The 14,550-nt window shown below is 42.2% G+C and carries 13 protein-coding genes; 10 read left to right on the top strand and 3 right to left on the bottom strand.

Translation table 11 applies throughout. From position 1 onward, the window contains the following. Nucleotides 1-78: 78 nt before the first annotated feature. The 4 genes from Q0C29_RS03915 (at nucleotide 79) to Q0C29_RS03930 (ending at nucleotide 4,216) form a co-directional block, all read left to right on the top strand. Complete coding sequence (locus Q0C29_RS03915; RefSeq protein ID WP_291999352.1) at nucleotides 79-1,065, top strand: LD-carboxypeptidase; 987 nt, start codon at nucleotides 79-81, stop codon at nucleotides 1,063-1,065. A gap of 40 nt (nucleotides 1,066-1,105) precedes the next feature. Further along, the gene (locus Q0C29_RS03920; protein WP_291999353.1) at nucleotides 1,106-2,095 is read left to right on the top strand and encodes a BadF/BadG/BcrA/BcrD ATPase family protein; all 990 of its coding nucleotides are present in this window, start codon (nucleotides 1,106-1,108) and stop codon (nucleotides 2,093-2,095) included. 318 nt (nucleotides 2,096-2,413) lie between these two features. Further along, nucleotides 2,414-3,733 (top strand): adenosylhomocysteinase, encoded by a 1,320-nt coding sequence (ahcY, locus tag Q0C29_RS03925; RefSeq protein ID WP_291999354.1) that lies wholly within the window; start codon nucleotides 2,414-2,416, stop codon nucleotides 3,731-3,733. Between the two features lie 63 nt (nucleotides 3,734-3,796). Next, nucleotides 3,797-4,216: a hypothetical protein gene (locus tag Q0C29_RS03930; protein ID WP_291999355.1), complete on the top strand. Its 420-nt coding sequence runs from the start codon at nucleotides 3,797-3,799 to the stop codon at nucleotides 4,214-4,216. A gap of 92 nt (nucleotides 4,217-4,308) precedes the next feature. Here Q0C29_RS03930 and Q0C29_RS03935 read toward each other — a convergent pair whose 3' ends face one another. Continuing rightward, entirely contained in the window at nucleotides 4,309-5,250 is a 942-nt protein-coding gene (locus tag Q0C29_RS03935; protein WP_291999356.1) for a membrane dipeptidase, read from the bottom strand. 88 nt (nucleotides 5,251-5,338) lie between these two features. Between Q0C29_RS03935 and Q0C29_RS03940 the strand changes: the two genes are divergently transcribed. Next, nucleotides 5,339-6,496: an MFS transporter gene (locus Q0C29_RS03940; RefSeq protein WP_291999357.1), complete on the top strand. Its 1,158-nt coding sequence runs from the start codon at nucleotides 5,339-5,341 to the stop codon at nucleotides 6,494-6,496. Between the two features lie 12 nt (nucleotides 6,497-6,508). On the opposite strand, the gene Q0C29_RS03945 is transcribed toward Q0C29_RS03940, so the two are convergent. Both Q0C29_RS03945 and Q0C29_RS03950 read right to left on the bottom strand, forming a co-directional pair. Next, entirely contained in the window at nucleotides 6,509-7,333 is an 825-nt protein-coding gene (locus Q0C29_RS03945) for a sugar phosphate isomerase/epimerase (RefSeq protein WP_291999358.1), read from the bottom strand. A gap of 44 nt (nucleotides 7,334-7,377) precedes the next feature. After that, complete coding sequence (locus tag Q0C29_RS03950; protein ID WP_291999359.1) at nucleotides 7,378-9,030, bottom strand: beta-N-acetylhexosaminidase; 1,653 nt, start codon at nucleotides 9,028-9,030, stop codon at nucleotides 7,378-7,380. Nucleotides 9,031-9,216: 186 nt separating this feature from the next. Here Q0C29_RS03950 and Q0C29_RS03955 point away from each other — a divergent pair, with 186 nt between their 5' ends. The 5 genes from Q0C29_RS03955 to Q0C29_RS03975 all read left to right on the top strand — a co-directional run bounded on the left by Q0C29_RS03955 (nucleotide 9,217) and on the right by Q0C29_RS03975 (nucleotide 14,544). Continuing rightward, nucleotides 9,217-11,526, top strand: a complete 2,310-nt coding sequence (locus Q0C29_RS03955; protein WP_291999360.1) for a TIM-barrel domain-containing protein — start codon at nucleotides 9,217-9,219, stop codon at nucleotides 11,524-11,526. Between the two features lie 132 nt (nucleotides 11,527-11,658). Continuing rightward, a complete protein-coding gene (locus Q0C29_RS03960; RefSeq protein ID WP_291999361.1) occupies nucleotides 11,659-12,033 on the top strand; it encodes an Sjogren's syndrome/scleroderma autoantigen 1 family protein in 375 nt (124 codons plus the stop codon). 51 nt (nucleotides 12,034-12,084) lie between these two features. Further along, complete coding sequence (locus tag Q0C29_RS03965; protein ID WP_291999362.1) at nucleotides 12,085-12,996, top strand: ABC transporter ATP-binding protein; 912 nt, start codon at nucleotides 12,085-12,087, stop codon at nucleotides 12,994-12,996. After that, nucleotides 12,993-13,769 carry an ABC transporter permease gene (locus Q0C29_RS03970; protein WP_291999363.1) on the top strand — a complete coding sequence of 259 codons (777 nt, stop codon included), beginning with the start codon at nucleotides 12,993-12,995 and terminating at the stop codon, nucleotides 13,767-13,769. The genes Q0C29_RS03965 and Q0C29_RS03970 overlap by 4 nt, the downstream gene beginning before the upstream one ends. After that, on the top strand, nucleotides 13,726-14,544 hold the full coding sequence (locus tag Q0C29_RS03975; protein ID WP_291999364.1) for a hypothetical protein: 819 nt from the start codon (nucleotides 13,726-13,728) through the stop codon (nucleotides 14,542-14,544). The genes Q0C29_RS03970 and Q0C29_RS03975 overlap by 44 nt, the downstream gene beginning before the upstream one ends. Nucleotides 14,545-14,550 lie beyond the last annotated feature (6 nt).

Raw genomic sequence — 14,550 nt, forward strand, 5'->3', positions numbered from 1 at the left:
TTAACCCATTTTTAAACGTTTTTAAGTCAACAAAATTACACTGCATTCCTTAAAAACAAGCGTATTGGTTTGTGGGAAGTGAGGTACTCGGTTAAGCCACGTAGGTTAAAGGAGGGTTCAACAGTAATGCTCATAGCCCCATCGGCGCCCCCTGGTTACCCAGGGAGTGGTTCAACACTTAACATTGGGATTGATTACCTTAGGAGGAAGGGTTTAAAGGTGATACTTGGTGATACTGTCAAGTTCGCCTTAAACAGGGGATTTCACTCAGCCTCAGATGAGGTTAGGGCTAGGGATATCATGAATGCCTTCACTAGGGATGATGTTGATGCTGTATGGTGCTTAAGAGGCATGAGCGGGGCCTTTAGGGTTATTAGGCTCCTCGATTACGAGGTAATTAAGGAGCACCCTAAGGTGTTGGTGGGGTTCAGTGACATAACGGCCCTACAGACTGCAGTGTATGCTAAGGCTGGAGTACCATCATTGCAGGCTCCAATGCTTGACCTTAACGTAACACCTAGTGAGACTGGCCTAAGTAGATTCAAGAGGGATACGGATATGGCGTTAAGTATACTTAAAGGTGAGGTAATGGAGCTTAAACCCCTTCAGGATGGGCCATTTCCAAGAGTAATAACACCAGGTAAGGCAAGTGGCGTAATGATTGGTGGTAACCTACTGAAGTTCCTCCTCCCTCAATCAATACCAAGCTTCAAAATTAACCCAGAGGGTAAGGTCTTATTCATTGAGGAAATAGCGCTACAGATACATAGGTTTGATGAATACTTAACGGCATTAGGACTATTAGGGATTCTTGGGGGAGTTAACGCCATCGTCTACGGTGAAATACCTGAGTTGAGGGAGTGGCAGGTTGGGGGCAGTATTGTTGAGTCAATTATTGATGCCACCAAGACCTATAATCCTAATGCCCCCTCATTCCTAAATTACCCATGTTGCCACGGGGGAGATCAACAGGGCTTAAACACGTACCCAGTACCCTTAGGCATTAATGTTGAGGTTAACGCCGATGATGCAACCGTAATAATGAAGGAGGCCCTCGTTGAGTAAGTGTAATGAGACTTAAATACTCCCAACTAGCCTACACCCAGTGGTTAAGGTAATATTAGGAATTGATGGAGGTGCAACTAAAACTGAAGCTGCGGTAATATCCTATGATGGCGTATTACTGGCCCTTGGGCAAGCCGGCCCCTCAAACCCAGCAGCATTACCCATTAATGAGGTCTGCGATAATATTTCAACAAGCATAATTAACGCGTTAAGGAAGGTTAGCGGTGACATTAACGTTATTGCACTAAGCCTATCAATGGCCGGTTACCTGGGTGGTGTCTGGGATGGTGAAATAAGGAAATGTATAAAGAGCAAACTGGGTGATTACGTTAAGGACGCTAGAATCTACATTACTGAAGACATTGAGGCTGCCCATGCTTCAGCATTCTTAACGGGTGATGGGGCAGTAGGCATATTGGGTACTGGTAGTAACTTCTACGGAAAGTACGCCGGTAAGAGAGCTAGGGTTGGTGGATGGGGGCACTTGATTGATGATGAAGGTGGTGCTTATCATATTGGGGCCTTAGGTTTATCAACAGTAGTGAGGTCATATGATGGTAGGATTGGGGAAACAATCCTAGTTAAGTATGCATTAAGCCAATACTCAGCTTCAAGTGTTGAGGAGTTGGTCGCTAAGGTTTACTCAGCAAAGGACGTTAAAGGTGCTGTGGCTTCCTTCGCTAGGAGTGTTTTTAATGCCGCTAAGGAAGGTGATAAGGAGGCTTTATTAATATTAAGAAGGGAGACCGAGGAGATTGCCTTGGCACTAACCACAGTGGTTAAGAGGCTTGGTGCTACTGAATTGCCCATAGCGTTAATGGGGGGTACATATATGGCTAATAGGGACTTATGGAGACCAATGATTGAGGAGGAGTTAAGTAAACTAATGAGTAGGCAAGTAACCGTGGGTGAACCATTAATAAGACAGTCCTGTGCAGCATCAGTGATACCCATTAATGCTGGTGAACGTTTCAGTGATAGTTACTTAACCAATATTGTTAACTCCTGTAGTGCTAAGCATGAGCAATAGTAGTGAGGTACTTCAATAGAGTTTGGCCTTCATTGCGGCTATTAGTCACTCAGCTTCATCACTTCTTCTTCCCCGTGCCGTCTATGGGAGTGGGAGGCCACTTCCTTTTCCCTCGAGGAGCTTCACAGTTGGCGCCCTCCAATTAAGCATTGAAGGGAAAAATAGTTACGTGAAAGTATCATAGACATGAGTATTGTGAATTCATGGTTAGGTCTAACGTAATGCGTGGATCATGTGGTTCTTATAGTGAGTGTGAAATCTCAATACGTGGAGATTGTTAGTTAAACACTTTTAAACGTATTAAGCCTAGGTTCAGCAATGGTTGAATCTAAGGTTAAGGATAAGTCATTAGCAGCTAAGGGGAGGCTTCAGATTGAGTGGGCTGAATCACACATGCCGGTGCTGATGGCTATTAGAGAGAGGTTCAGTAGAGAAAAACCCTTTAAGGGTGTTAGAATAGCCGCGAGCCTTCACGTTACTAAGGAGACCGCGGTCTTAGCTAAAACTCTAGCTGCTGGTGGTGCAGATGTTTACCTAGCGCCAAGCAACCCACTCTCCACTCAGGATGATGTTGCGGCAGCATTGGCTGAGGAGGGTATTCATGTGTATGCTTGGAAGGGTATGAGTAATAGGGAGTATTACAATGCAATAGGCTTCGCCATATCCTCAGAGCCCATTATAACTCTTGATGATGGGGGTGATGTAGCTGGTACACTGCATAAGTTGGCTTTAGGTATTACTGATGAATCAGTCAAGTACGCCCTTGAGATAGCAGGTAATAAGGATTACGTTAGCCTGATTAAGAAGATACTTGGTGGCACTGAGGAAACCACTACAGGAGTCATTAGGTTTAGGGCTATGGAGAAGGATGGGAAGTTAATGTACCCTATAATAGCTGTTAACGACTCCTATACTAAGTATCTTTTCGATAATAGGTATGGTACTGGTCAATCAACTTGGGACGGAATAATAAGAGCAACTAACCTACTGGTTGCAGGGAAGGTAATCGTAATAGCAGGATATGGGTGGGTTGGGAGGGGAGTTGCAATGAGGGCTAGGGGGCTTGGGGCTAGGAGGGTTATAGTTACTGAAGTCAACCCTATAAGGGCCCTTGAGGCAGTCTTCGATGGATTCGAGGTTATGCCAATGAATGAAGCAGCTGAAATAGGTGACATATTCATAACAGCCACAGGTGACATAAGGGTCATAAACCTCGACCACATGTTAAGAATGAAGAATGGTGCTGTATTAGCTAATACGGGGCATTTCAACGTTGAGATTGATGTGGAGGCCCTTGAGAAGAATGCTAAATCCAAGAGGGAGATCAGGCCATACGTGGTGGAATATCTCCTGCCTAATGGTAAGAAAGTATACTTAATAGCAGAGGGTAGGTTGGTTAACCTAGCAGCTGCAGAGGGGCATCCAAGTGAAGTAATGGACATGTCCTTTAGTAATCAAGCATTAGCAGCAGAGTATATTTTGAAAAATAAGGGTAAATTAATGCCGAGGGTTTACAGGTTACCTCAGGATATTGATGAGGAGATAGCTAGACTTAAGTTGACCTCAATGGGAATTAGATTTGATTCCTTAACTGAGGAGCAGGCTAAGTATATTTCAAGTTGGGAGACTGGCACATAATAGATCCTTAATGCTAAGGATGAGACAACGTTAGGGTTAAAACTAAAAGCAGTAATACCGATTGTGGGCTCTAGCGATGGTTTAAGCGACCTAGAGAGAATGATATTGGCGCACATCTATAAGTATGGTCCAGATACACCATGGTTACTTGCTAGAAGACTTCTTGGGGCAGCCGGCTGGAGCCCAATAGTACCTGAGGATGAAGTTGAGAAGGCGTGTAAACACCTTGTTCAAATTAATCTACTTCAGGAGTTTAAAGGGAGTCTGAAAGGAAAGGTAACCAGTTCTGTTAAACCATGGCTTAAGGTTAAGCAACATAACCCTGAAAGAAGAGGCAGGGGAGTTTACTATGATTTAACTAAGGAAGGAAGAAGAATAGCAGGGTATATTTGGAAGAATGATATAAGAAATTTAAAACATAAGAATCATTTAAATTACTATATTTTTAAAAATCAAGGCAATAGTAAAAATAAGAAAAGTTAATAAATGATTTAAAACTATATTAATGGGACCATATTGTAGATACTCAAAATGACAAACAATAGATAGTACCTAAGTTTTAATATAATTATCTATTAATATTTAATGTATTTTAGTAAATTGTACGCGTTCTTCCACAATACTGTATCAGCCTTATCACCTAATATACTATTTAATGTACTTAGTTTTTCAATTGATTCAAATCCACTTATTACTTCATCAGGGTACATTCCAAGGAAATCAGTACCTATTGCTACGTGTTCCCAGCCGTAGTTCTCGCCAATATACCTAATATTATCCACCACACCCTCAATGCTTGGTTTAGGTAATAGTGATGGTATTGCGGTTACCCCTATGACACCTCCAGTCTTAACAACAGCCTCTATCATTTCATCATCAAGGTTCCTGCGGGAATCCTTAAGTTTTCTAGCGTTAGCGTGGCTAACTATGATAGGTTTTTTAGATATTGATGCAACATCAAGCACGGTCTGCTTACTTGCATGAGCCAAGTCAATTAATAAGCCAATATCATCAGCTAACCTAACTAATTCCTCACCCTCTCCCGTTAAGCCATAATCCTTCTTCGAGTTGCATGATGCCGCAAACTTAGTATCATAGTTCCAGGTTAATTGAATTACCCTAACCCCCAGATTCTTAAGTATGTATAAGTCATAGATGTCTCTTAATGCATCAGTTCCCTCTAGGGATATGATGATGTTAACTTTGCCTAAGGAGTCATCAGGACCCTTAATTATCTTAACTAACCCCCTCCTCTCTAGGTAATAGTAGAACTTAAGATGATCCAGTATTAGGTCAAATGAAAAGTGTGTCGGGTTAGTTACTCTACCGTAGAGGGTTATTACCTTATCAGCACCCTCATTCCAAGTCCTGACATGGGGATATATTGCTGCAAATACCAGTGCTTGGTCAAATTTAGCTAATTGAGCTATGCTTGATTGAGCTGGGCCATTGATAGTATCATTGAAGTACTGTGATGTTCCCCATGATATATCCTCATGTAGATCAGCGATCTTCATAAATAATTAGAGCTTCATAAGTTTTAAAGCTATAACGTTATTAAATCTAAATCAGTTAAATTTTAATACAGCAACTAATTGTGAAGCAGTGCAGTATAAATTAAGTGCCTCAGTGGAATTAATTCTATTAATTGTGTATGCCTTAATGTGGTCGGTGGTGCCGCTTTATGCATTATTCTCAACTTACATTCTCTATGCTAGTGGCTTAACCTTGATTGAAATAGGTGTATTCAGTACATCCTATAATGTAGCATCCATGATTGGCCAATATTCCTTAGGTTACTTATCAGATATAATGAGGAGTAGGAGAAGGGTAATAATTGTTGATTTACTTGCGGTGAGCCTCCTAACCTTTTTCATAATGTTAAGTATGCGGACAATATACTATATGGTGGTATCAGTGCTTATGGGGTTCTTAGCCGGGGGATTCTCAACACTTATGTTGGCTTCATCATCTGAAATATCAGTGGCGAAGTTAGGTAGGAGCATTAGTATTGTTAGGATTGGAGGAGCCATTGGCTGGATAGGAGGTAGCTTAATAATACCACTTGTAATAATTAAATCATCACTAAGATACGCCTTCTTATTCGCGTTAATTGAGTCGCTAATAGCGCTCACCATAGTGACGTTAATGCTTAAGGAAACCTACTCCACTAAATTTACGACTAAGCTTACTTTAAGCACATGGGCTGCATTATCACTATACTCATTAATAGCGGGATTAACAATATCATCAGCATCCTGGTTCCTACCTGTCTACGTCTTCATTAAGCGTGGTTCAATATTATACTTAGGCGAAGTTATTGCAGCTGGTGCAGCGGCTGAGGTACCAATCATGATTATTACTGGTAGGTTATTTGATAGTAGTTCATTGTTTAGGAAGCACTTATTTATCATTAATGGTGTAGCATTATCCCTAGCCTTCACATTATACTCCATTGTACCATTAAGTGCACTATACTTAGCTCAAGTAATTAGGGGTATTGGTTACGCATTATTCATTATATCAACCCCAGCATTACTTATGAGTTTAGGTGTAGAGAGGGGTAAGGGGTCAGCGGTATTCTTTACAATGTTCTCAATGGGTTCAATACTAGGTGGATTAATTGGAGGCGTTGTTTCAACAATAATCGGCGTGAGGAACTTATTCATTTTACTTTCCTTACTCTTCCTCCTTGTTTCATTAGCAATGAACATTGCGTTAAGAAGTAGAGTTCATGAGGTTCAACAGAGTTTAAAGAACTAACACCAATTAGCTCTATTGTTTAATATACCTTAGGAGTAATTCCTTGCTCTTAGCAACACCAGTATCGTAATCCTCCCTACCCTCATACTCCAGTGAAACCCAACCATTAAAACCATACCTCCTAAGCATGTTGAAAACCTTATCATAATCAATATCCAGAGTATACCACACACCACCGCCGAAGTAGGTCTTGGCATGAACCATTGCGGTGTAGGGTGCTATCATCTCCAGTTGCTCATAGGTATCTTCAATGAAGTTACCAATGTCCATTATAGCCCTAAAGTACTTTGATGATACGTCATTAAACATTTTCACCATGTTAGAGGCCTTACCTGAAATCCCCCAGTGATTCTCGAGACCAAGTATGACTCCTAGATCCTCAGCAGCGGGTAGTAGGCTTCTTATCGACTCCTCAACCCACCTTAAGGCATCCTCCTCACTGTAGCCAGGTAATGGAGGCTCCTTGCCCTTATTCTTCATTAGTTCATCAAAACTCTTAATTGTCCTCCACCTACCTGAATTAATCCTGATTATAGATGCTCCAAGAGAGTAAGCTGCGTTTATCCACTTCTTAACGAGTTCAATTTCCTTATCTCTTGAACCGGTAAGTGGATTAACGAAATCATTGTGTATTGATACTGCGTATATGCTTAACCCAAGTGTGAAAGCAGTCCTCTTAACCTCCCTTAAATCCCCAGTACCCAGCCCCCTTAGGTGATCCTCAAGAATTTCAACTCCACTGAATCCATGCCTAGCCGCCTTCTCTAGGTAATGGTTAATGGGCATTTTCTCACCTTCAAAGTGCCAGAAGGAGTATGTTGAAACTCCCAGGTTCATAATATGTAATATCGTAAGTCCACTATTTAAGTATTAACATATAACTAGCCCCTTAAGTTATATTTGAGAATCAGCATTGATTTACCGAACCTGGATAATACGTTAGCTAACCCCTCAGGTTTCCTTTCACTTAACCATAGTTTAGCGTATGCGTCAATTATACTCCAGTAATCATCAGCCTTAGCCTCACCCCTAATTGCCTTTAACCCAAGTTCCATCATTCTCCTAATCAATTCTAAACTTTCAGGAAGCTTTACGTCCCTTAGCTCAGCAAGTATTCTGCTCCACTCATCCTTAATCATCTCCTTAGCCTCATTACTCATTGTGCTTAACCTATCCAGATATATAACATTCTTTATATTGTAGGACACTATTCCCTTACCAAATAATTTACGGGCTTTCAAAACCCCCTCATCTTCACCACTTAACCTAATCCACTTAGGCTCCCAGTCACCCATACCCTCAGCAATCTCCATTGAAGCTAGTATTAGAGGTGTTAGGTAGGTGAACAAGCATTCTTCCCCATCATCACCCCATGCGGTTATTAGGAATCCGCCCAGTCTCCTCTCCCTAGCGGCTGCTAGGAAATTTTTGACGTTCGTTAATGCTCTCTCGAAGTCTGGGTAGAACCTATTCCAGTTTGATAAGCCAGGGCATGCTAGTTGGTTACCATAGCGTCCAACCTTATCTATCATGTTTCTGAAATCCTCTACGCCTAATGGTTCATAGTTCCAATTAGCTATAATTACTTCATCCCACATCTTGTCATTTATAACCCCCTCCCATATGCTCCTCTCCTCGCTTGGTAAATACATGCCTGTCAGCATATCACCCCAAACAATCGGTACCTTACCATACTTCTTAACCATGTTTAATATAGCCCTATAGTGCATTAAGTATAGTTCAGGACCCTTAAAGACGAAGCCAACCTTATCAAGACTCCTACCCCTACCCAGTGACCAAGTTTCATCACCACCAACGTGTATTAGCCTTGACTTACTTGTCTCAAGAACATCCTGAAGTAGCCTTAATGCAAAGGCCCTCGCATCCTCACTACTTGCATCTAATGTACCATCGCGTGGAATCCACCAAAGTTCCTTAAACCTACTGTACTTCGGTAGCGACAGTATATTCTCCATGTGACCCAGTAGCTCCAGTGATGGTACAACTTCAATACCGTATGATTCACCATAGTTAACTATCGTGTTCCACTCCTCTTCACTTAACCTACCCCTTAAGGTACCTATGTCTGGGTAACTCCTCCATGGGTAAAGGTCCTCCAGGTAGATGAAGAAGTAATTATACTTAAGTAGGAACAGCCACCTGATTATGTCCTTAAGGGTTTCAAGATTCGGTACACCACCCCTAGCAACATCAAGGTGGAAGCCCCTTATCTTAAAGCTAAGTTCCTCGTAAATCTCGACACTAGGCATAAAGCCCCTCCTCTGCATTGTTAATTGAATGATTGTTGCATAGCAAATCTGCCTATTCCCCCTAGCGTTTATTGAACCATTGCTAACGCTAATTGAACAGCGGTCACCCTCCTCCTCACTTAATTTAATTTCCCAAGAACCCTTAGGTATATTGAAGTCTGAGGCTATGTTGCTGGGTAGATTACTGAAGCCGTCGAACGTAAACCATTCACCATTGAACTGCAGTTGCTTAGGCTGTGGTACTATTAGAATTTCCTCACCCATATCCATAGCTACTAATACAAGCGTAGCCTTAATAAACTTAGGAGTCTATTAAGCTTGATTAAGCGTCTTTAAGATTAATTGAATTAACGTAGTTTCACCATCATTATGCTTCACTTAACCGTAGGGTTAACATGAATATTCTCGTAATGGGAATATTTAAAAGTAAATAAGATATTGTGTACACTTATGGATTCCTGCCAAACCATTGGTTTCTCCGCCATTGAGAATGATACGGCACTTAAGGGTTCAAGAGTTATTTTAACAGCGAAAGCTTCAATAAGTGGGTCTACGTATGACTTAACCATAAGGCAATTGCCGCTAAGCGTAATGACACTTAGCGTTGAGTTAAATGAATCCAGTGGGTTCGTTGAACCTAAAAGCGTTAGGACTGATGTTGGTGAATTCTCATTAGTCATTGATACTAGTCCATTATCCCTGACGGTGCTGAGGGCTGGTAAGGTAATATTCACTAATAAGGTTGCGGTAGGTGGAGGTTACTTCCGTAGGGTTAACAATGAATTGCATGTTCCATTCTCAATAGGGCCAGGTGAGGGAATATATGGTGCTGGTGAGTGGTTTGGTAGGCTTAATAAGGTTGGGCAGAGACTTGAGGTGTATGTTGTTGACCCAGGGGGTTTACCTAATGATAAAACCTACGTGGCTTACCCCTTCTTCTGGTCCACAGAGGGTTACGGCCTACTCATAGACACCTACTGTCACGTTACCCTGGACTTTGGTTCAAGGTACCTTGGGGTTGGGGAATTGATAATACCCAGTAATGTTAACATGTACTTAATCCTATCCAATGAACCAAGTAAGATCATTAAGGCATTCTGGGAGCTCACAGGGCACCCTGAGATACCGCCCTTATGGTCCTTCGGCGTCTGGTACAGCTTATGGAGGGATACTGGTTACATGTATTCTGAGTATAGGACACAAGATGATGTTGTTAAGTTTGCTGAGGAGGTTAGGAGACGCGGATTACCTGGTGATGTAATTCACATAGACCCAATATACACCTTTAGACCCATTAGGAGATCACTAGTGAGGTTCCTAGGGGAACTAGGCCTTAGTGAAAGTGAATTAAAGGAACTTGAGGAGTACCATAGGATTAACGGTAGGTGGAGTTTTAGGCCGCTGGTTGATTACATTAAGTCCAAGTGGCCTGATAAGTACATTAAACTAACTTCCGAGTACCCGTGGACTGGACAAGGATGCACCTTTGAATGGCATGATGGGTTCCCAGATCCCGCATCAATGCTTAAGAGACTTCATGAATTAGGCTTCAGAGTTAGCATATGGGTTAATCCATACACTCCAGTTGGTAGTAGGGTGTTTAATGAGTTTAACAATAGGGGGCTTTTAGTTAAGGTTAAGGGTAAACCAATGATTGAGATGCCTGCTTGGAGGGGTGGTGAATTATTCACGTACAGGTACTTGGTGGATGACTTTGGGGCAGTTGACTTCACAAGCAGGGATGCCTGCAGTGCTTATGCTGAGGAAATTAGGAGATTACTCAAGCTTGGTGTTGACACTATTAAAACTGACTATGGTGAGGGAGCCCCTGAGGAGGGTGAGTACTCCATAGGTGTTAACCCATGTGTACATAACCTATACCCAGTTCTCTATAATAAGGCGGTTTACGAAGTAATAAAGGGTGAGAAAGGTGAGGCAATTGTTTGGGGTAGGTCAGGGGGATTAGGGATTCATAAGTATCCAATAAGGTGGACTGGGGACCCGGATTCCACGCCGAGAGGTATGGCCGCATCACTCAGGGGTGTCTTATCAATGGCTACTTCGGGCATAATGTACTCAAGCGTTGACATTGGTGGTTACAGTGGTAAACCCACGGTTGAGCTTTACGTTAGGTGGGCTCAAATGGGCCTATTACTGTCGCACAGTAGATTCCATGGAGTAAGCGAAAGGGAGCCCTGGAGGTATGGTGATGAAGCCTATAATGTAGTTAAGGGTTTCATTAAGCTTAGGTACTCCTTAATACCATACATTTATTCACAGGTCATTGAGGGCTTAAGAACCGGCAAACCATTGGTTCGGCCTCTTGTCATGGATTACCCCAGTGATAACGCCGCTAGGGATATTGAGGATGAGTACATGCTTGGTGAGTACATGCTGATAGCACCAGTGTTCTCAGGGGACACTAGGTCAGTCTACCTACCTGAGGGGAACTGGTACGACTACTGGAGCATGAGCATTATTAAGGGTCCAACCACAATTAATGTTAATTCACCGCTAAGTAAATTACCGATATATGTTAAGGATGGGGCCTTAATAACCTACAGTATGGCTAATTCAATTAACCTAACCAGTGATGCTCTTCACAACCTCCTTGTTGAAGTTTACGGCAATGCCGGTGAATTCAACATAGATCTAGGCAAGTACGGCAGGTTAATGGGTGTACCGATTACCTACGATAAGGTTTACTCAGTGGGTGAATTTAAGGTAACCTTCACTAAGGCATCACCTCACTCACTATAGCTGAAAGCCCTGCTTTTCACTAGGATGAAGCTAGTGTGTTCGTTTAGGCTTAATGTAATAAGCCCTCCTCCTAAAGAGGTCGGTTCCCTAAGTGTAGATTGCTTTTTAAATAACCTAAAGGTTGGATTAAGTATGGCTAAGGAGGATTCAGTGGCCAAGAAGATGGCTCAATTGATTAGGCAGGGGGCAGTGTTAACTCAATATACTTGCCCAGTATGTGGAACACCATTACTTAAACTCAAGAGTGGCAATTACTATTGCGCAAACTGTGATAGGGAGGTTGTTGTTGTTAAGAGTGAGGAGGAGGAGAGGGAGGTTAACATTAAGTATGGATTAATTAACGTAAGGGATGTGGTCTTTTCTAAGATAATGGAGTTATCTAAGGAATTACCTAAGGCTAATGATATTGATGAAGTAAACCACTACGCAGTAACCCTAACTAACCTACTCAATGCCCTCAGCATGATTAATAAACTAATCAACGAGCAGGGTAAGCAGTCTAAGTAAGGTTACATTACGCTTACGTTTAAATGCCTAATAACTAGTAGTATAGAACTAATGAGTGCCGTTGAGGCTGTTGACCTTAGGAAGAGTTTCATAAGCTACGAGAGGATTGGGTTAATTAGGAGAAGGAAAGTTAGGGTTAATGCACTAAACGGTGTATCAATTAACATTAAGTGGGGTGAAGTATACGGCTTATTAGGCCCCAACGGCGCTGGCAAGACCACAACAGTTAAGATTCTTTCAACACTACTAATACCTGATTCAGGGCTAGCTAGGGTTAGTGGCTTCGATATTGTTAAGGAGGCTAGGAAGGTTAGGGGAACTATAGGGCTTGTGCTTTATCCAGATAAGGGGTTCTACTCCAGGCTAAGCGGCTTCGAGAACCTAGTGTACTTCGGTAGATTATATGGGTTAAGTAGAATGAAGGCTGAGGAGAGGGCTAGGGAATTACTTAGGCTAGTTAACCTTGATTGGGCATCAAATAGGCCATATGAGGAGTATAGCTTAGGCATGAGAGCCAGGTTATCAATAGCTAGGGCCCTTATACATGATCCACCCGTGGTTTTCCTTGATGAGCCAACAATAGGCCTAGACCCAGTATCAGCTAGGTCAATCAGGAGCCTTATTAAGAGCCTTAAGAAGGAGGGAAGGGCAATATTGTTAACTAGCCATAACCTATGGGAGGTTGAAGAGGTGTGTGATAGGGTGGGCATAATCAGTGAGGGTAAGGTTTTAGTTGAGGGTTCACCAAGGGACATTAAGGATAAGTTAGGGTTAAGGTATGTTATTGAGGCTGAGGTAAATGGTGATTCAGGAAGCAGTGTAATTAGGGTTGAGACCACTGACCCAGTGGCTGAGCTTAGGAGAATAATGCTTGAGACCGAGGGTAATGGACTTAGGATAATTAGGATTAGAGTTAATGAACCAACCCTTGAGGAGGCTTACATTAAGGTGGTCTCCAAGTGAGGATTACGAATCGAGTTAGTCTATTTTGGGCAATAATGATTAATGAGTTTAAGATTATTTCCAGGGAACCTGGGGGATTACTCATACTCATAATAATGCCTTACCTAGTGGCGGGTGGAATGGCGGCAATGGCATCCTTCTTCACCAGGGTTAATGGGGTGGATTTCATTAGGCAATTCATAGGCTTCGAGATAATAATGGTATCGGTAATAATGGTTCAGACAGGGGCTAGGTTCCTTAATGAAGAGAGGAGTGGGGGGAGGCTGGAGGCACTTATGGCTACTCCGGTAAGCATGTATATGGTGCTCTTCGCCACGTCAATAGTAATGGTGCTTGTTAATGTAGGAGCCTACGTGGTGGCTTCATTACCCATAGTGTATGGTACATTTGGGTTAAGTGGATTAGTTAGGTTAATACCATCTATGATCATTGTCATTGTAGGATTAATGCCGCTTTACGGTATTGGGCTTGCATTAGCAGGCTTAGTGATTAGAATTAGGGATGTTGATGCATTAATGAATGTTGTTACGTCATTAATAACAGTGCTTTCGGGGGCAACATACCCATTATATGTGCTGCCTAAGTGGATTAGTGCGGTTGTAGTGGCAATGCCAATGTACCAGCTTTATCAATCCACGCTAAGCATAATAATGGGCGGTGGCGTCTCAGCGTTAATATACGGTTTGGCAGCATCAACTGTAGCCTACCTAATGCTTGGGGTGTTCACCTATGGTAGGATTGAGAAGAGTGTGCTTAAGGCTGGTATTAGGTAAAATAGTCCTAGAGTTTGAGAGGGGAGTTAGAGTACTATTCTCTAAGCCGGCTGAGAACATAGCCTTCATAATATCCACCCCACTCTGGTTAGCGTTCTTCATACTTACCCTGAGGGGTTATGGAGTGATTAAGTTAAGCAGTGTTGACCTTCAATTATTCCTCTGGGTTGCATACGCCTTCTCACTATACACCACGTGGCTATGGGCCTTTGGCCACGGTATAATGGATGAGGGCTACGATGGGGTTTTAGAATATATTCTAGCAGGAGGAGAGGACTTACTGACCCACTTCATTGGTTGGGGGTTATCACTAGTAACCTACGAGTTAATGGACTTAGTTGTAATAGCGGGAAGTTTCGCAATATTATTTAACACTAGGGTAAGTCTAATTAATCCTCCATTATTGGCATTATCATTAGTACTAGTAACATTGGAGCTATTATTCATTTCAGTGATTTACTCAATGCTGGTAATAAAACTTAGGTCTAATTGGGTCATAACCAATATCATTCAATTCATACTACCAACACTAGGGGGATTAATACCAGGTGAGGTTAACAACTACGTTGAAGCAATCAACAAGTACTCACCAATAGCTTACCCAGTGATCCTAATGAGGGAATCAGCCCTTGGGATTAATGAAATTAACGTATCAATCACTACTCAACTAGCGTATTCACTATTCACAATACTAGCTTTGGGTGCATTAGCATGGGTTATCGTTGACATAACTACTGCAAGACTTAGACGCAGTGGGCAATTAAGTCTTTATTAATGAAGC

This window comes from Caldivirga sp., assembly GCF_023256255.1.
GTDB lineage: Archaea > Thermoproteota > Thermoprotei > Thermoproteales > Thermocladiaceae > Caldivirga.

Coding starts and splice junctions, on each gene's coding strand:
- Q0C29_RS03935 (WP_291999356.1), bottom strand. CDS start 5,250: ATGAAGATCGCTGATCTACATGAGGATATATCATGGGGAACATCACAG.
- Q0C29_RS03965 (WP_291999362.1), top strand. CDS start 12,085: ATGAGTGCCGTTGAGGCTGTTGACCTTAGGAAGAGTTTCATAAGCTAC.
- ahcY (WP_291999354.1), top strand. CDS start 2,414: ATGGTTGAATCTAAGGTTAAGGATAAGTCATTAGCAGCTAAGGGGAGG.
- Q0C29_RS03950 (WP_291999359.1), bottom strand. CDS start 9,030: ATGGGTGAGGAAATTCTAATAGTACCACAGCCTAAGCAACTGCAGTTC.
- Q0C29_RS03960 (WP_291999361.1), top strand. CDS start 11,659: ATGGCTAAGGAGGATTCAGTGGCCAAGAAGATGGCTCAATTGATTAGG.
- Q0C29_RS03975 (WP_291999364.1), top strand. CDS start 13,726: ATGGTAGGATTGAGAAGAGTGTGCTTAAGGCTGGTATTAGGTAAAATA.
- Q0C29_RS03945 (WP_291999358.1), bottom strand. CDS start 7,333: ATGAACCTGGGAGTTTCAACATACTCCTTCTGGCACTTTGAAGGTGAG.
- Q0C29_RS03955 (WP_291999360.1), top strand. CDS start 9,217: ATGGATTCCTGCCAAACCATTGGTTTCTCCGCCATTGAGAATGATACG.